The 26377-nt window shown below is 66.5% G+C and carries 17 protein-coding genes; 6 read left to right on the forward strand and 11 right to left on the reverse strand.

Annotated elements, in window-relative coordinates; translation table 11 throughout:
• Window positions 1-609 precede the first annotated feature (609 nt).
• Together M2650_RS12965 and M2650_RS12970 are read right to left on the reverse strand one after the other, a co-directional pair.
• The gene (locus M2650_RS12965; protein ID WP_249475193.1) at window positions 610-3804 is read right to left on the reverse strand and encodes an efflux RND transporter permease subunit; all 3195 of its coding nucleotides are present in this window, start codon (window positions 3802-3804) and stop codon (window positions 610-612) included.
• Window positions 3805-3961: 157 nt separating this feature from the next.
• Complete coding sequence (locus M2650_RS12970; RefSeq protein ID WP_249475197.1) at window positions 3962-5113, reverse strand: efflux RND transporter periplasmic adaptor subunit; 1152 nt, start codon at window positions 5111-5113, stop codon at window positions 3962-3964.
• Between the two features lie 72 nt (window positions 5114-5185).
• Here M2650_RS12970 and M2650_RS12975 point away from each other — a divergent pair, with 72 nt between their 5' ends.
• The 4 genes from M2650_RS12975 (at window position 5186) to glnE (ending at window position 11733) form a co-directional block, all read left to right on the forward strand.
• On the forward strand, window positions 5186-5845 hold the full coding sequence (locus M2650_RS12975; protein ID WP_249475199.1) for a TetR/AcrR family transcriptional regulator: 660 nt from the start codon (window positions 5186-5188) through the stop codon (window positions 5843-5845).
• A gap of 185 nt (window positions 5846-6030) precedes the next feature.
• Window positions 6031-6687: a protein-L-isoaspartate O-methyltransferase family protein gene (locus M2650_RS12980; RefSeq protein ID WP_249475201.1), complete on the forward strand. Its 657-nt coding sequence runs from the start codon at window positions 6031-6033 to the stop codon at window positions 6685-6687.
• Between the two features lie 64 nt (window positions 6688-6751).
• On the forward strand, window positions 6752-8155 hold the full coding sequence (locus M2650_RS12985; RefSeq protein ID WP_249475202.1) for a TolC family outer membrane protein: 1404 nt from the start codon (window positions 6752-6754) through the stop codon (window positions 8153-8155).
• Between the two features lie 773 nt (window positions 8156-8928).
• Window positions 8929-11733 carry a bifunctional [glutamate--ammonia ligase]-adenylyl-L-tyrosine phosphorylase/[glutamate--ammonia-ligase] adenylyltransferase gene (glnE, locus tag M2650_RS12990; protein WP_345779865.1) on the forward strand — a complete coding sequence of 935 codons (2805 nt, stop codon included), beginning with the start codon at window positions 8929-8931 and terminating at the stop codon, window positions 11731-11733.
• Window positions 11734-12550: 817 nt separating this feature from the next.
• Here the strand turns inward: glnE and waaA are convergent.
• Window positions 12551-13846, reverse strand: coding sequence for a lipid IV(A) 3-deoxy-D-manno-octulosonic acid transferase (waaA, locus tag M2650_RS12995; protein WP_249475204.1), 1296 nt, complete (start codon window positions 13844-13846; stop codon window positions 12551-12553).
• A gap of 50 nt (window positions 13847-13896) precedes the next feature.
• On the opposite strand from waaA, the gene lpxL reads away from it, so the two are divergent.
• Window positions 13897-14811: an LpxL/LpxP family Kdo(2)-lipid IV(A) lauroyl/palmitoleoyl acyltransferase gene (gene lpxL / locus M2650_RS13000; RefSeq protein WP_249475206.1), complete on the forward strand. Its 915-nt coding sequence runs from the start codon at window positions 13897-13899 to the stop codon at window positions 14809-14811.
• A gap of 608 nt (window positions 14812-15419) precedes the next feature.
• On the opposite strand, the gene M2650_RS13005 is transcribed toward lpxL, so the two are convergent.
• The 6 genes from M2650_RS13005 to M2650_RS13030 form a co-directional block, all read right to left on the reverse strand.
• On the reverse strand, window positions 15420-16184 hold the full coding sequence (locus tag M2650_RS13005; RefSeq protein ID WP_249475207.1) for a glycosyltransferase family 2 protein: 765 nt from the start codon (window positions 16182-16184) through the stop codon (window positions 15420-15422).
• On the reverse strand, window positions 16181-17476 hold the full coding sequence (locus tag M2650_RS13010; RefSeq protein WP_249475209.1) for an O-antigen ligase family protein: 1296 nt from the start codon (window positions 17474-17476) through the stop codon (window positions 16181-16183). The genes M2650_RS13005 and M2650_RS13010 overlap by 4 nt, the downstream gene beginning before the upstream one ends.
• The gene (locus M2650_RS13015) at window positions 17457-18593 is read right to left on the reverse strand and encodes a glycosyltransferase (protein ID WP_249475211.1); all 1137 of its coding nucleotides are present in this window, start codon (window positions 18591-18593) and stop codon (window positions 17457-17459) included. The genes M2650_RS13010 and M2650_RS13015 overlap by 20 nt, the downstream gene beginning before the upstream one ends.
• A gap of 25 nt (window positions 18594-18618) precedes the next feature.
• Window positions 18619-18822 (reverse strand): zinc-finger domain-containing protein, encoded by a 204-nt coding sequence (locus M2650_RS13020; RefSeq protein ID WP_249475213.1) that lies wholly within the window; start codon window positions 18820-18822, stop codon window positions 18619-18621.
• 185 nt (window positions 18823-19007) lie between these two features.
• Window positions 19008-19721, reverse strand: a complete 714-nt coding sequence (locus M2650_RS13025; protein WP_249475214.1) for a pirin family protein — start codon at window positions 19719-19721, stop codon at window positions 19008-19010.
• A 52-nt stretch (window positions 19722-19773) separates the two neighbouring features.
• Window positions 19774-20361, reverse strand: a complete 588-nt coding sequence (locus M2650_RS13030; RefSeq protein WP_249475216.1) for a YceI family protein — start codon at window positions 20359-20361, stop codon at window positions 19774-19776.
• Window positions 20362-20524: 163 nt separating this feature from the next.
• Here M2650_RS13030 and M2650_RS13035 point away from each other — a divergent pair, with 163 nt between their 5' ends.
• On the forward strand, window positions 20525-21499 hold the full coding sequence (locus M2650_RS13035) for a mitochondrial fission ELM1 family protein (protein ID WP_249475218.1): 975 nt from the start codon (window positions 20525-20527) through the stop codon (window positions 21497-21499).
• Window positions 21500-22413: 914 nt separating this feature from the next.
• Here the strand turns inward: M2650_RS13035 and M2650_RS13040 are convergent.
• Both M2650_RS13040 and M2650_RS13045 read right to left on the reverse strand, forming a co-directional pair.
• Window positions 22414-24003 (reverse strand): flavin monoamine oxidase family protein, encoded by a 1590-nt coding sequence (locus M2650_RS13040; protein WP_249475219.1) that lies wholly within the window; start codon window positions 24001-24003, stop codon window positions 22414-22416.
• A gap of 178 nt (window positions 24004-24181) precedes the next feature.
• Window positions 24182-25795, reverse strand: a complete 1614-nt coding sequence (locus tag M2650_RS13045; protein ID WP_249475220.1) for a phytoene desaturase family protein — start codon at window positions 25793-25795, stop codon at window positions 24182-24184.
• Window positions 25796-26377 lie beyond the last annotated feature (582 nt).

Below are 26377 nucleotides of genomic sequence, written 5' to 3' on the forward strand. Positions count from 1 at the left end.
TGGCGACCTGCCGGCCCTCTGGGCCGGGGTTTCGTCCGCTAAAACCGCGGCCGAGTTACTTTCTTTTTGTGGGGCCCAAAAAGAGAAGTAACCAAAGAAAAGGGCCTTTGGAAGGTATCCCGGCGATGGGGTTACCTCGTGTTCTTGGCCACCGCTCGCAGGCTCTCGGGATTCCTCCGTCGCTTCGACATTCAGATTCGAAGCGATCGACCCGAACGCCTCCTTAGCGCCCATCCGCAAAAGCCACGTCACCCATACGCGGCGAATCAAAATCTAGTACCTACGTAAGAAGGTCACCCACGACGAAAGCTTAGGCCGCTGGCGGACTTTCAGGTGCGACGCATCGCACCGCAGTTCAGGCCCTTTCTTGGGTTACTTTCTTTGGGCCAGCAAAGAAAGTGACCCGCGCGTAGCGCGGAAGCCTTTTTCCATGGCGCGAGTCGCAGCGCAAGCCGTGAGGACGCGGGCCTGGATCCCGGCCTTCGCCGGGATGACGGCTGAGGGGCAAGAGCAACATGGGTCCCAGCGTTCGCTGGGATGACGGCTTAGGGCAAAGGGCTTAAGGGCAAGAGCAGCGGAGCGAGCTCCGCTCTACATGGGTAGCTGGAATCATTGGGCCGACAAGGCGAGTGGAGCATCGCCCGCTTCGGCTTCTTGCGGCTTCACCTTGAACCACGCCGCATACAACGCCGGCAGGAACAGCAGCGTCAACGCCGTAGCCACGATCAGGCCGCCCATGATCGCCACCGCCATCGGCCCGTAGAACACCGAACGCGATAGCGGAATCATCGCCAGCACCGCCGCCAGCGCCGTAAGCACGATCGGGCGGAAGCGTCGCACCGTCGCATCGATGATCGCGTGCCAACGATCGTGGCCGGCGGCGATGTCCTGCTCGATCTGATCGACCAAGATCACCGAATTGCGCATGATCATGCCGGCCAGCGCGATCGTGCCGAGCATGGCCACGAAACCGAACGGCACCCGGAACATCAGCAGGAACAGCGTCACCCCGATCAAGCCCAGCGGCGCCGTCAACAGCACCAGACCCACCCGCGAGAAGCTGCGCAGCTGCAGCATCAGCAGCGTAATCACCACCATCAGGAACAAGGGCATGCCCGCGTTGACCGAGTTCTGGCCGCGCGCCGAGTCCTCCACCGTGCCGCCGGTGCGCAGCAGATAGCCTTCCGGCAGCGCATCGCGGATACCTTCCAGCGTCGGCTCGATCTGCGCCACCGCGCTGGGCGGCGTGGTGCCGTCGATGATGTCGGCGCGCACCGTCACCGTCGGCAGACGGTCGCGATGCCAGACGATGCCTTCCTCGAACGCGTATTCCAGCTTGGCCACTTGCGACAGCGGCACCGACTGGCCGCTGGCGGTCGGAATCGCCAGGCTCGACAGCAGATCCAACCGCGCGCGCTCGTCGTCCGGGCCGCGCATCAGCATCTCGATCAGCTCGTTGCCCTCGCGATACTTACTGACGTGCAGGCCCGATAGCGAACCGGAGAGGAAACTGGATACTTCCGCCGAGCTGATCCCGAGCGCGCGGGCGCGGTCCTGGTCGATGCGCAGCCGCACCACCTTGCTGGGCTCGTCCCAATCCAGGTTCACGTTGGCGGCATGCGGATTGGCGCGCACCTTCTCGGCCACCTGCTGCGCGATCGCGCGCACGCGCTCGACGTGCTCGCCGGACACGCGGAACTGCAGCGGATAACCCACCGGCGGCCCGTTCTCCAGCCGCGTCACGCGCAACTGCAGTTCCGGGAATTGCGGGATCACGTCCTCGATCAACCAGGTGCGCAGCGCTTCGCGCGATTCCAGCCCGTCGGCACGGACCACGAATTGGGCGAAATTGGCGGCGGGCAGCTGCTGGTCCAACGGCAAGTAATAGCGCGGCGAACCGGTACCGACATACGCAACGTAGTTGTCGATGCCTTCGTGGCCCTTCAGGTAGCGCTCGAGCTTCTTCGCCTGCGCCTCGGTGGCGCGCAGCGACGCGCCTTCGGCCAGTTCCATATCGACCATCAGCTCGGGGCGCGTCGAATCGGGGAAGAATTGCTGCGGCACGAAGCGGAACATCACGATCGAAGCCACGAATGCCGCAACAGTGATGCCGATCACCCACCAGCGATGCGACAGGCACCAGTCCAGCAGGCCGCGGAAACGCCGGTAAAACGGGGTTTGGTAGGGATCGTGCTCGTGCCCCACGATCGGCGGCGGTGCCAGCATGAAAGCCAGCCGCGGAAAGCGATCAGCGGCGCGCTGCCGCAGCGCACGCCAACGTCCGGCCGGAGAACGGGGATTGGGTTCGTGCTGGTGCGCCAGATCGGGAAGCATCTTGTCGCCCAAGTACGGAATGAACAGCACCGCCGCGATCCACGACACGATCAGCGCGATCGTCACCACCTGGAACAGCGAACGCGTGTATTCGCCGGTGCTCGATGCGGCGGTGGCGATCGGCAAGAAGCCGGCCGCGGTGACCAGCGTGCCGGTCAGCATCGGGAACGCGGTGCTTTCGTAGGCGAAGCTCGCCGCTTTGAGCCGGCTGAAGCCCTGCTCCATCTTGATCGCCATCATCTCCACCGCGATGATCGCGTCGTCCACCAGCAGCCCCAGCGCCAGCACCAGCGCGCCCAGCGAGATCTTGTGCAGGCCGATGCCGAAGTAATGCATCGCCGCGAAGGTCATCGCCAGCACCAGCGGAATCGACACCGCCACCACCAGCCCGGTGCGGAAGCCGAGCGAGAAGAAGCTCACCAGCAGCACGATGGCCACGGCCTCGGCCAGCACGCGCACGAATTCGCCGACCGATTCCTTCACCGCTTCGGGCTGGTCGGCGACCTTGCGCAATTGCATGCCCGCGGGCAGCGTTTCCTGCAGGCGCTTGAATTCCTGCTCCAGCGAGCGGCCCAAGCGCAGGATGTCGCCGCCGTCCTTCATCGCCACGGCGATGCCGATGCCCTCTTCGCCCATGAAGCGCATCTTCGGCGCGGCCGGATCGGAGAAGCCGCGCGTGATCGTGGCCACGTCGCCCAGGCGGATGGTGCGGTCGCCGGCGCGGATCGGGAACTGGCGGATTTCCTCGACCGAATCGAAGGCGCCTTCGACGCGCAATTGCACGCGGTTGCCCGGCGTTTCGAAGAAGCCGCTGGGCGTGATCGCATTCTGCTGTTCCAGCGCCTGTCGCACCGCAGACAACGGCACGCCCAGCGTGGCCAGCTTGGTGTTGCTGACTTCGATCCAGATCTTCTGGTCCTGCAGGCCGATCAGATCGACCTTGCCGACGTCGGGCACGCGCTGCAATTCCAGTTGCAAGCGATCGGCGTAGTCCTTCAGCACCGCGTAGTCGAAGCCCTGCCCGGTCAGCGCGTAGATATTGCCGAAAGTGTCGCCGAATTCGTCGTTGAAGAACGGACCGACCGTGCCATCGGGCAGGGTCGGACGGATGTCGCCGATCTTCTTGCGCACCTGGTACCAGAGCGGATCGATCTGCGCGGATTTGAGCGAATCGCGCGCGACGAAGATCACCTGCGATTCGCCGGGCCGCGAATACGAGCGGATGAACTCGTACTGGCCGGTCTCCATCAGCTTCTTTTCGATACGCTCGGTGACTTGCTTGGACACCTGTTCTGCGGTCGCGCCCGGCCACAGGGTGCGCACCACCATGGCCTTGAAGGTGAACGGCGGATCCTCGGACTGGCCCAGGTGCCGGTAAGACCACGCGCCGATCAGGCCGAGCACCAGCATCGCGTACAGCACCAAGCTGCGGTTGCCCAGGGCCCACTCGGAGAGATTGAATTTGCGCATGGCTTATTTCCCCCTCTCCCGCTTGCGGGAGAGGGCTGGGGTGAGGGCGAGCGCGCAACTCCGCGCCTGTTTGAAAGCTTCCTGCGACCGTGGCCCCCATCCCATCCTTCCCCCGCAAGCGGGAGAAGGGGATATCGCGCCAGCGGGAGTCGCTTCGTTACGGCACATCGGCGCTTGCGTTCAATCGCTTCGGCTGCGCCAGGTTGATGGGCCGGTTTTCGCGATCCACCGGCGTCACCAGCTGATTCTCGCGCAGCAGATGCCCGCCCGCGGAAACCACCAGCGCATCGGGCTTCAGCCCGCCGAGCACCGGCACGCTGTCTTCGCCGAAGGCACCGGTGCGCACCGGCACCGCATGGACGCGGCGCGTGGCGCGGTCGACCACCCACACCGCATTGCGGCCATCGGCACGGCGTTGCAGCGCCGACAACGGCAGCGACCAGGCCGCCTGTTCGCCGCCGTCGGCCAGATACACGCGCGCGCTCTGGCCAAGTTCCACCTTGCGCTCCGCATCGCCGCCCAGGGCGACGCGCGCGGCATAGGTGCGCGCCTGCGGATCGGCGGCGGGGGCGATTTCGCGGATCGTGCCGGGCAGTCGCTGGCCCGGCGCATTCCACAATTCCACCAGGACCGGCTGGCCGACGCGGTAGTCGCGTATCTGCGATTCGGGCAAGGCGATGGCGACTTCGCGTCCATCGTCGCCGGCCAGCGTGAATACCGTCTGCCCGGCCGCGACCACCTGCCCGGCTTCGGCCTGGCGGCTGGCGATGGCGCCGTCGCGCGGTGCGCGCAGCTGCGAATATTCGGCCTGGTTGCGGGCGACATCGAGATTGGCGCGCGCAGCGCGGGCTTGGCCGGCAGCCGCCTGGTAGGCCGCATTCTGCGCATCCAGCGCCGAACGGCTGACGAGCTGCTGCTTGGCCAGCTGCTCATAGCGCGCCTGATCGGCGCGGGCGCGGCTGAGTTCGGCTTCGGCCGCCGACAGTTGCGCCTGCGCGGCCTGCGCCTGCAGCCGCAGGTCGCCCGGATCCAGCACCGCCAGCAGATCGCCCTGCTTGACCCGGGCGCCGACGTCGACATCGCGCCGCACCAGCTTGCCGCCGACCCGGAAGGCGAGCGCGCTTTCTTCGCGCGCCCGGATCTCGCCGGCGAAGGCGACCACCGCCGGCGCAGCATCGCCGGCACGGGTAACCAGTACCGGGCGGGCGGCTTCGGGCGGCTTTTCGCCGCCGCCGCACGCCGACAAGAGTAAGGTCGCACCGACGACCAGCGCGGGCGCAAGGAAGGCTTGCCTGGCTACCACGGTCATGCTGACTCCGGGCTAATTATTACACTGGCCGGTATAGTATAAATATAAAACCGATTAGTCTAGTATTACGTCATGAGCAAGCCAGCCGCCGCCAGCAAACTCGAAACCCGAGCCAAAACCACCAGTCCTGGCCGCCCCAAGGACTTGAACAAGCGTGCCGCCATCCTGGATACGGCGAAGCGGTTGTTCACCCTGCAGGGCTTCGACGGCGTCAGCATGGATCAGATCGCCGCCGAGGCGGGGGTTTCCAAACTCACCGTCTACAGCCATTTCGGCGACAAGGACGCGTTGTTCATGGAAGCGATACGCGCCAAGTGCGAGGAGCAGATGCCCCCGGACCTGTTCCCGTCGGACCTGAAAGGTCCGCTGAGGACGCAGCTGACCCGGATCGCGCAGGCCTTCTTCGCCCTGATCACCAGCGACGAAGCGTTGTCGATGCACCGCATGATGCTGACCCAGTCCAGCGACGTCCGCGTCCGCCAGATGTTCTGGCAGGCCGGCCCGCAGCGCGTACAGGAAGCGTTCAACGAATTCCTGCAGGCGCGCGTGGCCGCCGGCGAACTGGTGGTGCCCGATATCGCCCGCGCGCCGTCGCAGTTCTTCTGCCTGCTGAAAGGCGAGTTGCACATGCGCATGGTCAGCGGGCTTTGCGCCGCCCCCAGTCAGCGCGAGGTCGATGCGCATATCGAGGCCACCGTCGACCTGTTCCTGCGCGCCCATGAGCCGCGCTGAGCCGGTGTCCGCCGATGCGCCGCGGACGTCCGCGGTCGCGATGACACCTGTCATCGCTACGAGAGTCTCGGTTACTTCCGGCACTCAGCGCCCTGTGCGACGTGGGCGATCCTGTTTCCCAAGCCGTCCCCACCCTGCCGCCAGAGACCGGTAAAATCGCGGGCCGACCGCACCAGGCACAGAGCATGACGATCGATTACGCCAAAGTCCGCGAAAACATGGTGGAGCAGCAAGTCCGCCCCTGGGACGTGCTGGACGGGCGCGTGCTGGAGGCCTTGTCCGCCGTGCCTCGCGACGCCTTCGTGCCCGAAGCCTACCGCGCGCTGGCCTACGCCGATCTGGAACTGCCGATCGGCCACGGCCAGTCGATGATGAAGCCGGTGGTCGAGGGCCGCATGCTGCAGGGCTTGGAACTGGACGCGGGCGACGAAGTGCTGGAAATCGGCACCGGCACCGGTTTCGTGACCGCCTGCCTGGGCTATCTGGCACGCGATGTGCATAGTCTGGAAATAGTGCCGGAACTCGCGGCCGCGGCGAGCGCGCGCCTGGCGCAGCGCGGCCACGACAGCAACGTGCGCATCGAGGCCGCCGATGCGTTGGCCTGGAACACGTCGCGCCGCTTCGACGCGATCTGCGTCACGGCCGCCGTCGACACGGTCCCGGCGCGTTTCGTCGAATGGCTGCGTCCCGGCGGGCGCCTGTTCGTGGTCCGCGGCCGCGCGCCGGTGATGGAAGCGGTCTGTTTGCGCAACGAAGTCAACGGCGCGCGCATCGAATCGTTGTTCGAAACCGAACTGCAGTATCTCGCCGGCGCCGCGCCGGCACCCGAATTCCACTTGTAAAAAATCAAGACCCCGCCCGCGCAACGATGCGCGGACTGCCAATAAAAACCAAGGACCTCCCCGCATGAGTCGCCGTCCGCTGTTTTTCGCCCTCGCCCTGGCCCTGTTGCCCGCCAGCGCCTTCGCCGAAGACCTGTTGCAGACCTACGAACTGGCCCGCACCGGCGACCCGCAATTGTCCGCCGCCGAAGCCGACCGCCGCGCCGTCAAGGAAGGCGCCGTGCAGGCGCGCGGCGCGATGCTGCCGCAGATCGACGCCAGCGCCTCGTTCAACCGCCAGCGCAACTACACCGACAGCCCGATCCAGGTCGATCCCGATACCGGCGAGATTTCCGGCGGCAACCGCCGCACCGAAACGTCTACCCGCAGGACCGGGGTCAACGTCGACCAGATGGTCTTCGACTTCGGCAACTTCGCGCGCCTCAAGAGCCAGAAGGCGCTGAGCAAGGGCGCCGACTTCTCGCTGGAAAGCGCCGGCGACGACCTGATCACGCGCACTTCGCAAGCCTATTTCAACGTGCTGGTCGCGATCGAAACGCTGGCCGCGGCCGAAGCGCAGGAAACCGCGCTGAAGAAGCAATTCGACTTCGCCGACAAGCGCCTGGAAGTGGGCCTGGCGCCGATCACCGACGTGCACGAAGCGCGCGCGCAGTACGACAGCGCCCGCGCCAACACCATCGTGCGCCGCAACGAGTTGGAAGACGCCTATCAGGCGCTGACCGAGATCACCGGCCAGCCGGTGCGCAGCCTCAAGGGCCTGCCCGAGGATTACAAGCCGGAGTTGCCGCCGGAGCAGACCGTGGAGAGCTGGGTCGAAAGCGCGGTCAAGAACAATCCCGCGCTGATGGCCACGCAATACCAGGTGGAATCGGCGGCGGCCGACGTGCAAACGGCGCGCGCCGGGCATCTCCCGCGCCTGTATCTGAACGGCAGCTACGGCGACACCACCAGTTGGGGCGACGTCACTTTCGCCGGCACGCAGCGGCTTCCTTTCAGCGACGACCATGGTTACGGCCCGTCCGTGGGCCTGACGCTTTCGGTGCCGATCTTTTCCGGCGGCGTGACCCAGTCGCAGGTGCGCGCGGCCATCGCGCGCCGCGATGCCGCCCAGAACCAGCTGGAACAGCAGAAGCGCGCGCTCGAGCGCAGCACGCGCAACGCTTACCAGGCGCTGATCGCCGGCGTCAGCGAAGTCGAGGCCCGTCGTTTGGCCGTGGTGTCCGCCAAAGCGGCGTACGAAGCATCGCAAGTGGGCCTGGAAGTGGGCACCCGCACCGTGATCGACGTGCTGATCAACCAGCGCAACCTGTTCGATGCGCAGCAGACCTACGCGCAGGCCAAATACGGCTTCCTGCAGAACCGTTTGCGCTTGGACCAGGCGGCGGGCACGTTGGACATTGCGGACGTGCAGGAAATCAACCGCCTGCTCACCGTCAACGCGGACGCGCAACTGCAACCGGCGCAGTAAGCCTAGCCTGGGCGAACGCGCGGCTACGCCGCGCTACCGTGCTTGTCTCCCATGATCCCGGCGAAAGCCGGGATCGGTGTCTTCGCCTCGCTCTGCAGAGCAAGGCTTACTCCGCTGCTTTTGTTTCAGGCCATCATCCCCGCGAAGGCGGGACTGCGGAGGCCGAAAGCCGCAGCGAACATCTGCGTCAGCAGATGGCCCGTGTGCTTGGCCACCGCTCGCCGGCCCTCGGGATTCCTCCGTCGCTTCGACATTCAGATTCGAGGCGATCGACCAGAACTACTCCTTAGCGAAACTCCGCAAAAGCCACGTCACCCATAGGCTGCGAATCAAAATCTAGTACCTGCGTAAGAAGGTCACCCACGACGAAAGCTTAGGCCGCTAGCGGACTTTCAGGCGCGACGCATCGCACCGCAGTTCAGGCCCTTTCTTGGGTTACTTTCTTTGGGCCAGCAAAGAAAGTGACCCGGGCGCAGCCCGGAAGCCTTTTTCCATGGCGCGAGTCGCAGCGCACCTGCGAGGACGCGGACCTGGATCCCGGCCTTCGCCGGGATGACGGCTTAGGGGCAACAGCAAAAGCAAGATGGGTCCCAGCGTTCGCTGGGATGACGGCATGAGAGCAAACGGCTTAAGAGCGAAGTGCAGCGGAGCAAGCCCCGCTCTACAAAGGCGGAGCACGACAAAGGCAGCGGATCGAGCTCCGCTCCCGCAGAGCCTGGGCCAAGCCGCTGGATTCCGGCCTTCGCCAAGAGTCGCCATGACACAATCGCGTCGTGACCGACTTCGCCGCCTTCGACCCCATCGCCGAGCGCGCCATCGCGCAACTGCGTGCGGCCGCGCCAGACCTGGCATGGTCGGAGGCGCTGCCGGCGCGATGCCGGGCCGTCGCGATCGCCAGCGACTTCGCGATCGGCGTACTGACGCGGCAACCCGATCTGCTCGCGCGGCTGGCGGACGATGCGAATGCCGGTCCACCGCCGTTGCCGGCGCTCGATGCCGCAAATCGTAGCGATTGGCCGATGCTGCTGCGCCGTTACCGCGCCGCCGAATCCACGCGCTTGGTTTGGCGCGACGCGCTCGGAATCGACGATGTCGACGCCACCCTCGCCGGCAGCACGCGCCTGGCCGAAACCTGCCTGCAGACTGCGCTGGCGGCGCTGGAAGCCGAATTCGCGCAACGTTACGGCACAGTGCGATCGGCGGACGGCGCACCGCAGCGGCTAATCGTTTTCGGCTTGGGCAAGCTCGGCGGCGGCGAGCTGAACTTCAGTTCCGATGTCGACTTGGTCTACGGCTACCCGGAAAACGGCGAAAGCGACGGCGCGCGCGGTTTGCACGCCGAAGACTATTTCGCGCGGCTCGGGCAGCAACTGGCGAAACTGCTCGACGAGACCACGATCGACGGCTTCAGCCATCGCGTCGACCTGCGCCTGCGACCGTTCGGCAACGCCGGCCGCGTGGCGCTGTCGTTCGCTGCGATGGAACAGTACTTCCAGCGCGAAGGCCGCGATTGGGAGCGTTACGCCTGGCTCAAGGCGCGGCCGGTGGCCGGCGACATCGACGCCGGCGAACGTTTCCTCGAAACGCTGCGTCCCTTCGTCTATCGGCGGTATCTGGACTACGGCGCATTGGGCGGCCTGCGCGAAATGAAAGCGGCGATCACCGCCGAAGTCGCACGCAAGGAACTGGCCGACGACATCAAACGCGGGCCTGGCGGCATCCGCGAGATCGAATTCCTGGCGCAGGCCCTGCAGCTGATCCGCGGCGGACGCGAGCCCGCGCTGCAGCAGCGGCGCCTGTTGCCGGCGCTGCAGGCGCTGGTCGATGCGCGGCAGATCGAACCGGAGGTCGGCGACGCCCTGGCCGCCGCCTACCGCTTCCTGCGCAAGCTCGAGAACCGCTTGCAGATGCTGCGCGACGCGCAAACGCATGCGCTGCCGGAAAGCGAAGCCGACCGGCACCGCATCGCTATCGGCTGCGGCTTCGCCGATTGGCCGGCATTGCGCGCGCAGCTGGATGCGCATCGCGGGCGCGTCGCCGCCGAGTTCGGAGCCCTGCTGGCTACGCGCCAACGCCGCGCGGAGCCGACCGCGCTGGCCGCGTATTGGCGCGCGCTGCCCGAAGCCGGCGAGACAGCGGTATTGGCCGATGCCGGCTTCGAAGAGGCGTCGGCGCTGGACGCGCAGCTGCGCGATTTCGCGCGCGCGCCCGGCGTGCGCGATCTGCCGGACGCCGCGCGCGCCAGGTTGGATCGCGTGCTGCCGGCGTTGCTGCAGGCGGCCGCGCAGTCGCGCCAACCCGATGCCGCTTTGCGCCGCGCGCTGGCGTTGCTGCAGAACATCCTGCGCCGCAGCAGTTACCTGGCGCTGTTGGACGAGCAGCCCGAGGCCTTGCGGCGGCTGGTCGATGCGGTCGCGCGCAGCGCCCTGCTCGCCGAACGCTTGGCAGCGCATCCCTTGCTGCTCGACGAACTGCTCGACGCGCGCGCCGCCGGGCCGCTGCCGCAGCGAGAAGCGCTTCGCGCCGAGTGCGAAACGGCTTTCGCCGCCGCGGATGGCGATACCGAGGCGGCGCTGCAGGCGCTTAACGAGAAGCGGCAGGCGCTCAGTTTCCGCATCGCCCTGGCCGTGCTCGACGCGCGCCAGAACGCCAGCGACAGCACGCGCCAGCTGGCCTGGCTGGCCGATGCGGTGGTCGCCATCGCCCTGCGCCTGGCGATCGCCGAAACCGCCGCCGCGCACGGCACGGTGCCGGACGCCCGTTTCGCCGTGCTCGGCTACGGCAGTTTGGGCGGCGAAGAGCTCGGCTTCGGTTCGGATCTGGACCTGGTGTTCCTATACGACGCCGCGGACGGCGCGCAATCCGATGGCGCGCGTCCGTTGGAAGCCTCGCGCTACTACGCGCGGTTGGCGCAGAAGCTGGTGGCGCTGCTCGGCGCGCCGACCGCCGCCGGCAAGCTGTACGAGATCGACGTCCGCTTGCGCCCCGACGGCGCCAAGGGCCTGCTGGTCTCGAGCGTGGCCAGCTTCGCCGATTACCAGCGCGAGCGGGCCTGGACCTGGGAACATCAGGCGCTGGTGCGCGTGCGCGGCATCGCCGGCGACGCCGCGCTGCTGCAGGCGTTCGAGCGCGTGCGTGGCGAGACTTTGTCGCGATCGCGGGATCCGCAGAAGTTGCGTGAGGACGTGGTCGCCATGCGCGCGAAGATGCGCGCCGAACTGGACCGTTCCGATGCCGCGCGCTTCGATCTGAAACAGGGCGAGGGCGGGCTGGTCGATCTCGAATTCTTGTTGCAGTACCTGGTGTTGCGCGACTCGCATGCGCATCGCGAACTTCTGCTGCATCGCGATACGCCCGGCCTGATCGCAGCGGCAAGCGGCGCCGGTGCGCTGGATGCATCCGTTGGCGACGCATTGCGCGAAGCTCACGCATCGCTGCTGGCGCTGGGACTGGCTTGCACGCTCGACCGCCGGCAGCGCTTGGTGGCAGACGACGAAAACGTGGCGCAGGCACGCAGGACGATACGCGGTGCGGTGCACGACTGCGGCCTGCGATTCGCGGCAACGGACTCGGAATAGCGCTGTCACACGGAGTTTCTTTCGTTTCCTTCGCCCTTAAAGTCATCATCCCGCAAGACGGGACTGCGAGGCCGAAGGGCGTAGCGAACCTCTGCGTCGGCAGATGGCCTGGAGGGCGAGCGAAGCGAGTAACCCAACGGCTTGGCTTGTCTCCTTTCTTTGAAAAGAGGGGCCGGGGAAGATTCGCTTTGGCTCTGTAGAGCGGAGCTTGCTCTGCCGCCTTGGCTTGGGGGTTGTCGCGATCTGCCGGCCTTTCAGGCCGGGGTTTCGTCCGCTAAAACCGCGGCCGAGTGACCCTTCGGCAAGCTCAGGGCATGCTTTCTTTTTGAGGGGCCCAAAAAGAGAAGTCACCAAAGAAAAAGGGCCTTTGGAAGGGATCCCGGCGAGGGGCTACTCCATGTTCTTGGCCACCGCTCGCTAGCCTTCGGGATTCCTCCGTCGCTTCGACATTCAGATGCGAAGCGATCGACCGAACGTCTCCTTAGCGCAAATCCGCAAAAGCCACGTCACCCATAGGCTGCGAATCAAAATCTAGTACCTGCGTAAGAAGGTCACCTGCGACGAAAGCCAAGTCGCTGGCGGACTTTCAGGTGCGACGCATCGCACCGCAGTTCAGGCCCTTTCTTGGGTTACTTTCTTTGGGCCAACAAAGAAAGTGACCCGGCGCAGCCGGAAGCCTTTGTCCATGGCGCGAGTCGCAGCGCAGGCCGCGAGGACGCGGGCCTGGATCCCGGCCTTCGCCGGGATGACGGCTTAGGGGCAAGGGCAAGCGCGAGAGCAAGAGCAAGATGGATCCCAGCGTTCGCTGGGATGACGGCTAAACCTCCGGCAATTGCGGCTCGATCAGCGCCATCGTCCGCGCCAGCGCGCCGCGCCCTTGCGCGACCAGCGCCAGACCGGCGTTGCCCATCGCGGCGCGCGCATGAGCATCGGCGAGCAAGGCTTCCAACGCCGGGCAGAGCGCTTCGGCGCCGGCGATGATCCGCAACGCGCCGGCCTGCTCCAGATGCGCGGCGATCTCGGCGAAGTTGTGCAGGTGCGGACCGGTGACGATGGCCTTGCCCAGCGCCGCCGGTTCCAGCAGATTGTGCCCGCCGATCGGCTGCAGGCTGCCGCCGACGAAAGCCACGTCCGCGCAAGCGTAGAAGTCGGCGAGTTCGCCCAAGGTATCGATCACGAATACCGCGTCGCCGGCGCGCGGCCAGCGGTCCTTGCTGCGCAATGCCACCTGCAGGTTTTCGCTGCGTACCAGTTCCGCTACCGGCCGGAACCGCTCCGGATGCCGTGGCGCCCACAACAACAGCAAGTCCGGCCACCGCTTGCGCAGGCAGCGGTGCGCAGCGATCACCGCGGCCTCCTCGCCGTCGTGCGTGCTGGCCGCGATCCATACCGGCCGTGCGGCGCCGAGGCTGTCCTGGAATTGCGCCACGAACGCGTCCGCGCCCGTCGGCACGGCGACGTCGTACTTCAGATTGCCGGTGACTACCACGCGCTCGCGCTGCGCGCCCAGCGCGATGAAGCGTTCGCCGTCGGCGGCCGATTGCGCCGCCACGCGCGTCACGCTGCGCAAGGCCCGCCCGATCAACGGGCGCAATACCCGATAGCCGCGCAACGAACGCTCCGACAGGCGCGCATTGAGCACGTACGACGGGATGCCGCGGTCGCGGCAACCGAACAACAGGTTGGGCCAGAGTTCGGTTTCCAGGATCAGCGCGATCCTGGGCCGGAAATGATCGAGGAAGCGCCCGACCGCACCGGGCAGGTCGTAAGGCAGATAGACGTGCTCGACGGCATCCAGCCACAGCGAACGGGCGCGCGCCGAGCCGGTCGGCGTGATCGTAGTGACCACCAGCCGCAGATCCGGGCGTGCGCGGCGCAAGGCGTCGACCAGCGGCGCGGCGGCGTTGACCTCGCCCACCGACACCGCGTGCAGCCAGATCGTGGCGGCATCCTGCCGCGGCGAATAGGCGGCATAGCGCTCGTTCCATCGCTGGAAGTATTCGCGGTGCCGGAACCCGCGCCAGATCAGGTGATACAGCGTGACCGGCGCCAGCAGGTACAAGGTCGCCGAGTACAGGGCGCGCAGCATTCGTTCGATCGGTTCACCCTGCATACCGGCACAGCATAGCGAAGCGGCGCGGCTTGTTGGCCTAAAATCGGCGCATGTCCTCGAACTCCCCCGCCGGCCCACCGCCTCTGTCGCCGCGCCACTGGCCGATGTGGCTGGTCCTGGGCGGGATCTGCCTCGCCGCGCGCCTGCCCTGGGCGCTGCAGCGCGTGCTCGGCCGCGCGCTCGGTAGGCTCATGCTACGGCTGTTGCCGGACCGCCGCGACGCGGCGCGGACCAACCTGGCGCTATGCCTGCCGGAATTGTCCGAGGCCGCGCGCGAGACCCTGTTGCGGCAGAGCTTCGACGACCTGGGCATCGGCCTGTTCGAGTTCGGGCGGGCCTGGTGGGGTTCGATCGCCACGCTGCGGCGCGACGTGCGGATCGAAGGGCTGGACAAGCTGGCCGCGCTGCAGGCGCAGGGCCGCGGCGTGCTTTTGATCTCCGGCCACTTCATGACGCTGGAAACCTGCGGCCGCCTGCTCTGCGATCACGTGGCCCTGGCCGGCATGTACCGCCGCCACCGCAATCCGGTGTTCGAATGGGCGGTCAAGCGCGGCCGGCTGCGCTACGCCAGCGCGATGTTCGCCAACGACGAGCTGCGCGCGGCGGTGCGTCATCTCAAGCGCGGCGGCTTTCTTTGGTACGCACCGGACCAGGACATGCGCGGCAAGGAAACTGTGTTCGCGCCTTTCTTCGGCATACCCGCTTCGACCATCACCGCTACCCACCAGCTGGCGCGCCTGACCGGCTGCGCGGTGGTGCCGTTCTTCCACCGCCGCGAAGACGGTCGATACCTGCTGCGCGTCGGCGATCCGCTGCCCGATTTCCCGACCGCCGACGTGGTCGCCGACAGCGCGCGCGTCAATGCCGCCATAGAGGAGATGGTGCGGCAGGCGCCGTCGCAGTACCTGTGGATCCATCGCCGCTTCAAGCGACTGCCGGATGGCCAACCGTCCGTATATTCGTAACCGCGGCGTCTAGCCCCTTTAGCTCTGGCTCTGTGTAGAGCGGGGCTTGCCCCGCTGCTCTTTGCTTGGGGTTGTCGCGACCTGCCGGCCCTTCGGACCGGGGTTTCCTCCGCTAGAACCGCGGCCGAGTGACCCTTCGGCAAGCTCAGGGCATGCTTTCTTTTTGTGGGCCCAAAAAGAGAAGTCACCAAAGAAAAGGGGGTTCCTCCGTCGCTTCGACATTGAGATCCGAGGCGATCGACAAGAACTACTCCTTAGCGCAACTCCGCAAAAGCCACGTCACCCATACGCGACGAATCAAAATCTAGTACCTGCGTAAGAAGGTCACCCACGACGAAAGCCAGGTCGCTGGCGGACTTTCAGAGGCTTCGCATCACTTGAGCTTCGGGCCCTTTCTTTGGTTACTTTCTTTGGGCCAGCAAAGAAAGTGACCCGGCGCAGCCGGAAGCCTTTTTCCATGGCGCGAGTCGCAGCGAGGCCCACAAGCACGTGGGCCTGGATCCCGGCCTTCGCCGGGATGACGGCTTAAGGGCAAGGGCAAGAGCAAGATGGGTCCCAGCGTTCGCTGGGATGACGGCATGAGAGCGAACGGCTTAAGAGCAAACGGCTTAATCGCTGCGCCGCTGCGCTTCGTAGAGCTTGGCGTACTTCAGGAAAGCGTAGAAGGCCTGCGTCCTGGCGGCGAAATAACCCGCCCAGCCGTTGAGGAAATAGCGCTTGCCGAAATACAGCTTGGCGAACGCTAACGGCGGATACAGCAACATGCGCAGCCCGAGCAGCGCCGGGCGCCGCGACTTCTTGTGTTCGACCAGGCCGCTGGAATAGCGGTTCACCTTGTCGACACGATCGTGCAGCCGCGGCTCCCCGTAATGCAGGAACGGCGCATCGAGATCGATCGCACGGCCCTCGATTTCCGGCGCGGCATGCACCGGCACCGCGTTCATGCGTCCGCACGAACGGCGGAACAGGCGCAATTGCCAGTTGGGCCGCGTGAACGGATGCGGCCACCGCCAGAACAGCCATTCGCGGCGCGGCAAGCGATAACCATCGGCGCGCGGCGATCGCAGCTCGCGTTCGATCGCGGCGCGGCCGGCGTCGCTGAGATGCTCGTCGGCATCCAGCAACAGCACCCAATCGTGGCGGGCGCGGTCGATCGCCGACTGCTTCTGCGGCCCGTAGCCCTTGAACGCCTCGACGTCCACGCGCGCGCCATGGCGCTGCGCGATGTCGCGGGTGGCGTCGGTGGAATCCGAATCCAGCACCACGATCTCGTCGCAGAACGCCACGCTCGCCAGGCAACGCTCCAGCGTCGCAGCGTTGTTGTACGTGGTGACCACCGCCGACAGCGGCGCGCGGGCGGCCTGCGCGCTCATCGGTCGCCGCGCGCGAGCAGGCTGCCGGCATAAAGCGCCGCCAGCATCAGCGTCAGCCCGCCCCAGAAGGTGGAATAGAACGCCAGATGCGTGTTGAAGGGGAACACGGTGACGCACAACGCCAGCATCGCCGGCCGCGCGCGTTCGCGCGAGGCCGCATCGGCATAGCGCCAGGCGTGCCAGGCCATCGCCGCGCCGGCCAGCCATAGCAGCAAGCCGATGAATCCGGTTTCGCTGAGGATTTCCAGCACGATCTGGTGCGCATGCAGCGCCGGGCCCACGCCCCACGCCGGCGTCTGCCCGGCGCGCGGATCGCAATGCGGGAACGCCTCGCGGAAGCCGCGCGCGCCGACGCCGTTGATCGGATGCTCGCGCACCATGCAGGCCGCGGCGCTCCAGATCCGGCCGCGGCCGGACAGGGCCGTGTCGACGCCGCCGTCCTCCTCGGCCAATGCTTGCGTGGTGCGTTCGATGCGATCGCGCACTTGCGGCGACGAGAAGGCCAGTACCGCCAGGGCGATCGCGCCGAAGGCGAATACGCCGATCAACTTCTTCCAGCCGAACAGGCGCCAGCCCGAAAACACCAGCACCAAGCCGTACGTGATCCATGACGCGCGCGCGCCGGCCAGCATCACCACGATGCCGGCGGCGGCGGCGGCGAGCAGCCAGCCGGCGAAACCGAAGCGCCGGCCGGCGGCGTACAGCAGGAACGGCGACAGGCTGGCCAGCACGATGCCGAGCTTGAGGTTGCAGGGGCCGAGCACGCCGCTGAGGCGATCGACCGCATCCACCGCCGCGGGCGTGCACATGGGTTCGCCGCTGATCGCGCGCTTGACCGCATCCAGGCTCCAAAACAGCGGGCTGGTGCCCGACACGGCCTGCAGCAGCGCATCCAGCGTCCACACGCCGACGATCGCCGCCAGGCCGCCGAACGTGATGCGGCGCCCGCGCGCATCGCCTACCGCGGCGGCGACCAGCCACAGGAACGGCAGGTAGCGCAGGTCCACCAGCGATTCGCGCAAGGCGCGGCCCTGGTCGAGCGCGTCGAGCGACGACACCACTTCCGGCATCCAGTATGCGAAGAACAGCACGCTGGTCAGCGCCCAGGTCGGCCCGCTGAGCAGCGCGGCGGTGCCGCGGAAGCGCGCCAGCAGCAGGCGTACGATCGCAGCCAGCGCGCCGAGCACCATCACGCCTTCCGCATACCCCGGCGCCGGCCACAAGGCCACGAACGCCAGCACCCAGGCGGGTGCCCAGCGCCAACCGGGCGCGTTATCCAGCGTTGGGGTCATGGTCGGTGAGCTCTCGGTAGCAATCGAGCGTCGCGGCCTGCATGGCCTGCAAGGTGTAAGCGGACATCGTAACGGTTGACGCCGACGGATGCGCGAGCAGTTGCAGCGCCGCCGCCTGCAACGCAGCGGCATCGAATGGCGGCACCGCGCCCTGCGGCTGCAGTTCGCGCAATAGCTCGCCGACGCCGCCGTGGGCCCAGCCCAGCACTGGCCTGCCGACCGACAGGGCCTCGATCACCGTGCGCCCGAACGCTTCGGGTTTGCGCGAGAGCTGCAGCACCAGGTCGGAAGCCGCATAGGCCTGCGCGATAGCGGAAGTCGCTTCGGTGATCGCGACCGCCTCACCGACGCCATGGGCCGCAGCGGCGGCCTGCAGCTCGGCGATGTAGCGTTCGCGGCCGCGTTCGCGCGCGCCGGGCATCCACAGGCGGGCGTCCGCGCCGGCGCGGCGCAATCCGGCGAGCAAGCCGATCGCATCGATATGCCCTTTCAGGCGCGTGCCGCGTCCGGGCAGAAGCAGCAAGGGACCGTGGCCGCGCAATTGCGGATGCATCGCCGCAATCGCCGCGCGCGCGGCGCGGTCGGGCGACGGCGCATGCGGGAACTGCGCGGGGTCGATGCCGCGCGGAATCACCCGCAACTTGCCGGGGTCCGTACGCGGATAGTGCCGAAGCAGGTAATCGCGCACCGTACGCGAGACGCAGATCACGCGCTCGCCGCGGGTCATGATCGCGCTATAGCGCGACGGCGAATTGAGCCCGTGCATGGTGGTGACGAAATGCGGACGCGGCGCATCGGGCCAGCGGCGCAAGGCCCGCCAGCCGATCCACGCCGGCAAGCGCGAGCGCGCATGCACGATGTCGGCGCCGGATGCGGCCAACAGCCTGCGCAGAGCGGATACGTGACGCAGCGTCAGCAGCGACTTGCGGCCGATATCCAGTTCGACATGCTCGGCGCCGGCGGCGAGCAAGGCCGGCAGCAGACGCCCGCCCGCGGATACGACGATGGCGCGATGGCCGGCGCGCACCAGCGCGTCGGCGATTTCGATGGTGGAACGCTCCACGCCGCCCGATTCCAGCGCGGGCAGCAATTGCACGACGGTCAGCGCGCGGGTCATGCCGTCGTCGCAGCGGCGGCGGCGGTCAGTCGACGAGGACGAAATGCGCCCCGCAATACGGGCATTGCGATTCGCCGCCCTCGTCCTCGATCGCCAGGTAGACGCGCGGATGCGAATTCCACAGCGCCATCGACGGCAGCGGACAGCTCAGCGGCAGGTCGCTGCGATGCACCTCGTAGCGCTTCTGGGCGTTGGCGGGCGAAGAGGCGGTGGGGGTCGGCTGGGACATGGCGCGGCGGGCCGGTTGAGCGAGGCGGTTAGTTTACCCGTCCGACCAAGCCCGAACGACTCTCTCGGCCCCGGCTTTTCGTAGGAGCGGCTTTAGCCGCGAGCCCTTTTCGACAGATCGCGTGCGATGGGAGAAGAGCTCGCGGCTAAAGCCGCTCCTACGAAAAGCGAAGGCGTCATGGGGGCTCATTCAGGCAGATCGAACAACAACACGTCCGCCATGTCCTGGCCAGCGCCGACGATCCGCAATGCGTCCCCTTCCTCGGCGAACCCCAGCGCATCTCCTGCCGACAAGCGCTGCCCATCGACCTCGATCTCGCCCCTGGCCAAGTGCAGCCAATAACGGCGGTCGGCCTGCAGCGGCCATTGCGCCGTTTGGCCGTTTTCCAGCAGCACGCCGCGCAGCCAGGCCTGCTGGCGTATGGCGATGCTGCCGTCCGCGCCGTCGGGGGACGCCAGCAGCGCCCAGTTTCCGCGCCGCGCCTGCGGATCGAAAGCGCGTTGCGCATAGGCGGGCGGCGTATTCGAACGGTCCGGCTGGATCCAGATCTGCAGGAAATGCACCGGTTCGCGATCCGAGCCGTTGAACTCGCTGTGTTCGATGCCGCGGCCGGCGCTCATCCACTGCAGTTCGCCCGGCCGCAGCACGCCGCCCGCGTCGGACAGGCTGTCGCGGTGCGCCAGCCCGCCCGACAGCACATAGCTGATGATTTCCATATTGGCGTGGCGATGCGGCGCGAAACCGCCGCCGGGCGCGACGCGGTCTTCGTTGATCACGCGCAGCGGACCGAAGCCCATCCACTGCGGATCGTGGTAATGGCCGAACGAAAACGTGTGGCGGCTGTCGAGCCAACCCACGTCGACGCGTCCCCGCTCGTCGGCGGAACGCAGGATGCGCATGGCGGTCTCCGTAAAAAAGCCGCCGCGTCGCGGGACGCGGCGGCGGGCTGCCTTACTTGGCCTCTTCGGGCTTGGGCACCATCGCTTCGGTGGTGATGCGCAGTTCTACTTCGTCGCTGACGTTGGGCGCGAACTTGCCGACGCCGAAATCGCTGCGCTTGATCTTGGCGGTGGCGTCGAAACCGATCGCCGCGCGCTTGGCCATCGGATGGTCGGCGGCCTTGTTCAAGGTCACGTCCAGCACGACCGGCTTGGTCTGGTCCTTGATCGTCAGGTTGCCGGTGACCTTGAGCTTGTCCTTGCCGGCGGCTTCGACCTTGGTGCTTTTGAAGGTGGCGTTGGGGTATTTGTCGGCTTCGAAGAAGTCGGCGCTGCGCAGGTGCTCGTCGAAATCCGGCACGAAGCTATTGAGGCCGGCCAGCGGCAAGGTGACCTGCACGCTGGAAGCGCCGACGTTGTCGGCGTCGTAAACCAAGGTGCCGTCGACCTGGCCGAAATTGAGCGACGGGTGGGAATAGCCGAAATGGCTCCAGCTGGCCAGCACCACGGTGTGGTTGGGGTCGAGCTTGTAGGTGACGGGGGCGGCGAAGGCCGATCCGACGGTCAGGGCGAGGGCGGCGGCAAGTACGAGGCGTCTCATCTTCTTACTCTCCATGCGAAAGGTGGCGCCACAATGAGGCAGCGCTGGGGTGAACGGGTGCTCGGCCGGATTCCGCGACTGTGCGGCGTACGGCAGGGGCCTGCAGTGTAGAGTTCGTGCGGTTAAGCGATAGCCACGCCACCGGAACGGATTAGTCGCATTCGTGGAACCAATACAGACTACCGCCGGCCATTCGAATCAAATATGGGCCGTCAGCGACGGCCGCGCCGGAAACCACCGACAGGCGGTCGCGTTGGCTTCAGCGCTCAGGCTGGGGCCTGTGGACGAGCAGACGCTGCACACCCGTATTCCCTGGCGCTGGGCCGCGCCGCAGCGGTGGCCGGGCGCGGCTGGCGCTTTCGGTGCCGACTTCTTGCGCCGTCAGGCGCCGGCGCTGGCGATCGGCTGCGGCCGGCAGGCCGCGCTCGCCACGCGCCTGCTGCGCGAACGCGGTGCACGCGTGGTGCAGATCCTCGACCCGCGACTGGATCCGCATCATTGGGACCTGGTGATCGCGCCCGAGCACGATGGGCTGCACGGCGACAACGTCGTCACTTTGCTCGGCAGCCTGCATCCGGTGGATGCGGCCTGGCTGGCGCAGGCGCGCAGCCGCTTCGCCGCCTTCGCCGATCTGCCGCATCCGCGGACCGCGCTGCTGCTCGGCGGCGACAGCGCGCATGCGCGCTTCGGGCGGATGGCTTTCGAGGTGCTCGCCTCCAAGCTGGAAGTCGCGCTGGCGCGCGACGGCGGCAGCGTACTGGTCACAGCATCGCGGCGCACGCCGCCGGACCTGCTGCAGGCATTGCGGCATCGCTACGACGAAACGCCGGGGGTGGTCTGGCGCGGCGCGGAGGACGGCGACAATCCTTACCCGGGCCTGCTGGCCTGGGCCGACCGCATCGTCTGCTCGCCGGATTCGGTGAACATGATCTCCGAAGCGTGCGCGACTACGGCGCCGGTTTTCGTCTTCGATCCCGAACGTGTAGGCGGGCGGCCTCGACGCTTCATAGATGCGCTGCTCCGGCGCGGCCGCATCCGTGCGATGGACACCGCACTGGCGCCGTTTGCGGTCGATCCGTTGCGCGAGACGGCGCGCGTAGCAGCCGAAGTGCGCACGCGCCTCCGCCTAGCTCTGTAGAGCGAAGCTCGCTCCGCTTCTCTGCCTTTTTAGAGTGGGGCTTGCCCGCTGCCCTTGCTCCGCCTCTGTAGAGCGGAGCTTGCTCCGCTGCTCTTCGCTCTTAAGCCCTTCGCTCTTAAGCCCTTCGCTCTTAAGCCTTCGCTCTTAAGCCGTTCGCTCTTAAGCCGTTCGCTCTTAAGCCGTTCGCTCTTAAGCCGTTCGCTCTTAAGCCGTTCGCTCCTATGCCGTCATCCCAGCGAACGCTGGTACCCATGTTGCTCTGGCGCTTGCCCTTTAAGCCGTCATCCCGGCGAAGGCCGGGATCCAGGCCCGCGTCCTGGCCAGTGCGCTGCGACTCGCGCCATGGAAAAAGGCTTCCGGCTGCGCCGGGTCACTTTCTTTGCTGGCCCAAAGAAAGTAACCAAAGAAAGGGCCCGAAGCTTAAGTGATTCGAAGGATCTGGAAAGTCCGCCGGCCTGGCTTTCGTCATGGGTGAACTTCTTACGCTGGTACTAGATTTTGATTCGCAGCCTATGGGTGACGTGGCTTTTGCGGATTTGCGCTAAGGCGTTCTTGTCGATCGCCTCGGATCTGAATGTCGAAGCGACGGAGGAATCCCGAGCGCCGGCGAGTGTTAGCCAAGCACGCGGGGGAAGCCCTCGCCGCAACAGCAAATCTCTTCCGCCCCCTCTTTTTAAAAGAGGGGAAACAAGCCGAGGCGCTGGATCGTCGCCTTCGCGGGGTGACGGCTATAAAGCTAAGGCAGCGGAGCGAATGCGTGGCGGCGAGGCAGAAAAAAAGCCCGAAGCGGCGAACCGCTACGGGCTTTTGCTCCCTCCCCCACGTCGGGTGCGGAGGCATCGTGAAGGAATCGTTATTCCCTATGCACGCTGCAGTGCAAAAAAGAACTGCCGGGTTCAGGAAGACACCGTCCTTCAGGCCGCCTTGGTTGCCGGCAGCGCACGCCCCATGGCGGTCAGTACCGCCTGCGCAGCCGTCTCGCCGGATTCGCATCCGCCTTCCATGAAGCCCTGCGTATCCAGCGCGCAATGCTCGCCGGCGAAATGCAGGCCGCCCACCGACTCGCCCATCGCCCCGCGCAGCCCCGTCCAGTCGCCGGGCCGGAAGCACGCGTAGCTGCCCAGCGTCCACGGATGCGACGGCCAATGGAATCGCACCTCGCGTCCGCCGGCGCGCGCTGCGGCCGCGCCTGGGAACAGCTTGTCGATCGCCGCCGTGGCCGCGTCCGCCTGCCGCTTGGGCGATCCCTGCCCTAGTTCGATGCCATGGCGGCCGCCGGTGAAATTGGTCAGCACACCGCCTTCGCCGGCTTGCTTGCGCGATGTCTCCCATGTGGTCTGGAACGGCAGATCGCTCATCGCTGCGCCGTTCGCGCCGTGTTCGCGCCACACGCGGCGGTCGTAGCCGATCATCAGCTTGGCGTTGGTGCCGTAAGCGAGCGTATCGATCGCACGGCGCTTGGCCGCAGGCAGGTCGATATCGATTTTTACTTTGCGCAGCAGCGTAAACGGCAGCGCTAGGATCGCTTGTTTCGCGCGCACATCGCGGCTCGCGCCGTCGCGGCGGAACGTGAGCGTGTAACCGGACGCATCGCCGCGCACCGCTTCGAGCATGCTGCCGGTCTCCATCGCATCGCTCAGCTTGTCGCCCAGGCCGCGCGGAATCAGGTCGTTGCCGCCGCGCACATGGAAGCGTTCGTCGCTGGCGCCGAACACGGCGAAGCGTTCCTTGTCCTCGGTGCCGATGAAGGTGAGGAAATTCAGCGCGGATTGCTGGTCAATCTCCAGCCCCATCTCGGTGGTGTAGGCCACGTCGATCAGCTTGCGCAGCCAGCCGCCAGCGCCGTTGCGGTCCAGCCATTGCGCGATCGACATGCCGTCCAGCGTCGATGCGTTCTGGTGGTCGGCGTAGGTGATGTCGCCGTCGCCCAGCGTCGCCAGGTCGCGCTCGACCGCCGCCGCGAGCGGCACGAAGGCCTTGACGATGTCGCGTTCTCCGACCGCGCGGCCGTCGAAGAACCAGGTGTCGTGGCCGGCATCGCCTTCGAGCAAGTCGTCGAGCTGCAAACCCAGCTCGGCGGCCATCGCGCGGATGCGGACGTGGTCGGTGTCGATCAGCTCGCCGCCCAGTTCGATCACCTGGCCATCGGGAAAGTGATTGCGCAGACTGAGCATGCGTCCGCCGACGCGGTTCTGCGCCTCGAACACCCGCACCCGCACGCCCGCCTGCCGCAAGCGGTACGCCGCGGTGAGGCCGGCGATGCCGGCGCCGACCACGACGACTTCGTCGCCGGCCTGCATCGCCGGTATCGGCGTGGACGCGCATCCGGCCAGCAGCAGGCCAGCGCCGGCGCCCGTGCCTTGGATGAAGCGGCGGCGGGATCGGTCCAGCCGCAGTTCGCGCCCTTGTTCGTAGAATTCGTCCAGCGGCGCGGGATCGTGCAGCGACGCGCGCGCGATCCTCGCGGCGCGTTGCAGCAAGTCGAACAGCGGTGTGCGGCCCATGCGTATCCCCTTTGCGAGTCGGCGCGGCGGATCTGCTTTTTGTGGGAGCGGCTTTTGTGGGAGCGGCTTTAGCCGCGAGCTCTTCGACAGTCGCAAAAGCTCGCGGCTAAAGCCGCTCCCACAAAGATCGCCGCGACTCCCCGAGAGAACGCCGTTTGTCCGTCGGCCAGGCCAGCGATCAATCCGGCCGCGGCGACCGCCCCAGATCGCGCAGGATCTCCCGCGCCGCATTGCGCCCAGGCAATCCGGTAACGCCACCGCCCGGATGCGTGCCCGATCCGCACAAATACAGGTTCCGCAGGCTGCCGCGGTAATTGCCCTGGCCCAGCCACGGCCGCGCGCTGAACACCTGGTCCAGGCCCAGCGAGCCATGGAAGATGTCGCCGCCGACCAGGCCGAACTCGCGTTCCAGGTCCAGCGGCGACAGCGCGCGATAGCCGAGCACGCTGCGCCGGAAATTCGGCGCATACGCATCCACGGTATCGATCATCAGCTTGGCGACGGTATCGCGGTGCGCGTCCCAGCCGCCGTCGACCTCCGGATGCACGTGCTGGCAGAACAGGCTGGCGACGTGCTGGCCGGGCGGCGCGAGCGTGTCGTCCAGCGTGGACGAGATCACCACTTCCACGATCGGCGCGCGCGACCAGCCGGCGTTGTGCTCTTTCGATTTGGCATCGAAATAGGCGCGCTCGAAATACTGCAGCGACGGACCGATCAGGATGCCGCTTTGGTGGTGCGGTTGCAGCTGCGTACCCGGCGCGGCGGCGAAATCGGGCAATTCCGACAGCGCCACGTTCATGCGGAAAGTGCCGGAACCGCAGCGATAGCGGTCGGCACGCTCTACCGTATTCTCGTCGAGCTGCTCGCGCGGGATCAGCTTCTGGTAGAGCAGCTTCGGATTGAGATTGGAGACCACCGTCTTCGCGCGCAACTCGCGCCCGCCGGCCAGCACGACGCCGACCGCGCTGCCGTTCTCGACGATGACGCGCTCCACGCCCGCGCCGGTATCCACCGCCACGCCGCGCGCGGCGCACTCTTTGGCGATGGCCTGGGTGATCGCGCCCATGCCGCCGATCGCATGGCCCCAGACGCCGGACTTGCCGTTGACCTCGCCGAACACGTGATGCAGCAGCACGTAGGCCGAACCCGGCGTGTAGGGGCTGGCGAAATTGCCGACCACCGAATCCCAGCCCAGCGTCGCTTTCAACGGTTCGGATTCGAACCACCGGTCGAGCAGTTCGCCGGCCGATTTGGTGAACAGGTCCAGCAGGTCGCGGCGACCGCGCATGTCCAGGTGCTTGAGCTGCCTGGCGGCCGACAGCGACGCCAGCCAGTCGGCCAGCACGAAACGATCGGACACGTTCGGCGGCGCGCGCTGCATCAGTTCGCGCAGTACCGCGACGACGCGGTCGAGCATCGCGTAATAGTCGGGCAGGCGCTGCGCATCGCGCGCGCTCCACTTCGCCACTTCGGCCTGGGTGTGTTCGCCGCCCAGCCGGAACGCGCGGCCGTCGGGCAGCGGCAGGAAGTTCGCGTACGGCCGCTCGACCACGCGCAAGCCGTGCTCGGCCAGGCGCAGATCGCGGATCACCTTCGGGTTGAGCAGGCTGACCGTGTAGCTGGCGGTGGAGTTGCGGAAGCCGGGATGGAATTCCTCGGTGACCGCGGCGCCGCCGACGATGCTGCGACGTTCAAGGACTTTGACTTTCAGCCCCGCCGCGGCGAGATACGCCGCGCAGACCAAGCCGTTGTGGCCGCCGCCGACGATCAGGACGTCGTGTTCGTTTTTCATCGCGGAAGTGTAGCCCCTCTCCCATCGGGAGAGGGGTTGGGGTGAGGGTTCGGCGATCTAATTCGAGTTAGCGTCGTACTCCGAAACCCTCACCCGCCCTCTAGGCGCCATCTCAGCGGGAGGAGAGCAAAAAAGAAGGCCCGCTTGCGCGGGCCTTCGCAGACCGAATCAAGGATAGCTCTGATTGTCAGGGTCTTTATAGTGTACCCAGCTATAACAATAAGACATGTTTTCAGCGGAACTATGCACGCAAAGTGTGCATTTCCACGTGTTCGAGCCAGTCTGTTCACAGTTTCTCAGTTCAATCGGCTTGACCGGTTGAGCTTGAAGCTGTGCCGATTGAGCCGAAGCCAATGGACTGAAACCAACGACTGCTGCGATAGCGAAGGTAAAGACTGAAAGTTTTTTCATAACCAAACCGCCTGAAGGGTTGAAGCTGGTGAAATTGCCAGCACGAATCAAGACGGACAAAACTGAGAACGACGTCCACTTTTTCGACATTCGACCCACGTCTTCTTGTCAACAATTTTGCTGACTTGCGAGTTCGCGAGCGCGAGCCAAAAAGAAAGGCCCGCTTTCGCG

The organism is Luteimonas galliterrae, from assembly GCF_023374055.1.
Taxonomy (GTDB): Bacteria; Pseudomonadota; Gammaproteobacteria; order Xanthomonadales; family Xanthomonadaceae; genus Luteimonas_C; species Luteimonas_C galliterrae.

Bases quoted from the DNA above. Each gene is read 5' to 3' on its own strand.
- M2650_RS12965 (WP_249475193.1), bottom strand. From the start codon at position 3,804: ATGCGCAAATTCAATCTCTCCGAGTGGGCCCTGGGCAACCGCAGCTTG.
- M2650_RS12970 (WP_249475197.1), bottom strand. From the start codon at position 5,113: ATGACCGTGGTAGCCAGGCAAGCCTTCCTTGCGCCCGCGCTGGTCGTC.
- M2650_RS12975 (WP_249475199.1), top strand. From the start codon at position 5,186: ATGAGCAAGCCAGCCGCCGCCAGCAAACTCGAAACCCGAGCCAAAACC.
- M2650_RS12980 (WP_249475201.1), top strand. From the start codon at position 6,031: ATGACGATCGATTACGCCAAAGTCCGCGAAAACATGGTGGAGCAGCAA.
- M2650_RS12985 (WP_249475202.1), top strand. From the start codon at position 6,752: ATGAGTCGCCGTCCGCTGTTTTTCGCCCTCGCCCTGGCCCTGTTGCCC.
- waaA (WP_249475204.1), bottom strand. From the start codon at position 13,846: ATGCAGGGTGAACCGATCGAACGAATGCTGCGCGCCCTGTACTCGGCG.
- lpxL (WP_249475206.1), top strand. From the start codon at position 13,897: ATGTCCTCGAACTCCCCCGCCGGCCCACCGCCTCTGTCGCCGCGCCAC.
- M2650_RS13005 (WP_249475207.1), bottom strand. From the start codon at position 16,184: ATGAGCGCGCAGGCCGCCCGCGCGCCGCTGTCGGCGGTGGTCACCACG.
- M2650_RS13010 (WP_249475209.1), bottom strand. From the start codon at position 17,476: ATGACCCCAACGCTGGATAACGCGCCCGGTTGGCGCTGGGCACCCGCC.
- M2650_RS13015 (WP_249475211.1), bottom strand. From the start codon at position 18,593: ATGACCCGCGCGCTGACCGTCGTGCAATTGCTGCCCGCGCTGGAATCG.
- M2650_RS13020 (WP_249475213.1), bottom strand. From the start codon at position 18,822: ATGTCCCAGCCGACCCCCACCGCCTCTTCGCCCGCCAACGCCCAGAAG.
- M2650_RS13025 (WP_249475214.1), bottom strand. From the start codon at position 19,721: ATGCGCATCCTGCGTTCCGCCGACGAGCGGGGACGCGTCGACGTGGGT.
- M2650_RS13030 (WP_249475216.1), bottom strand. From the start codon at position 20,361: ATGAGACGCCTCGTACTTGCCGCCGCCCTCGCCCTGACCGTCGGATCG.
- M2650_RS13040 (WP_249475219.1), bottom strand. From the start codon at position 24,003: ATGGGCCGCACACCGCTGTTCGACTTGCTGCAACGCGCCGCGAGGATC.
- M2650_RS13045 (WP_249475220.1), bottom strand. From the start codon at position 25,795: ATGAAAAACGAACACGACGTCCTGATCGTCGGCGGCGGCCACAACGGC.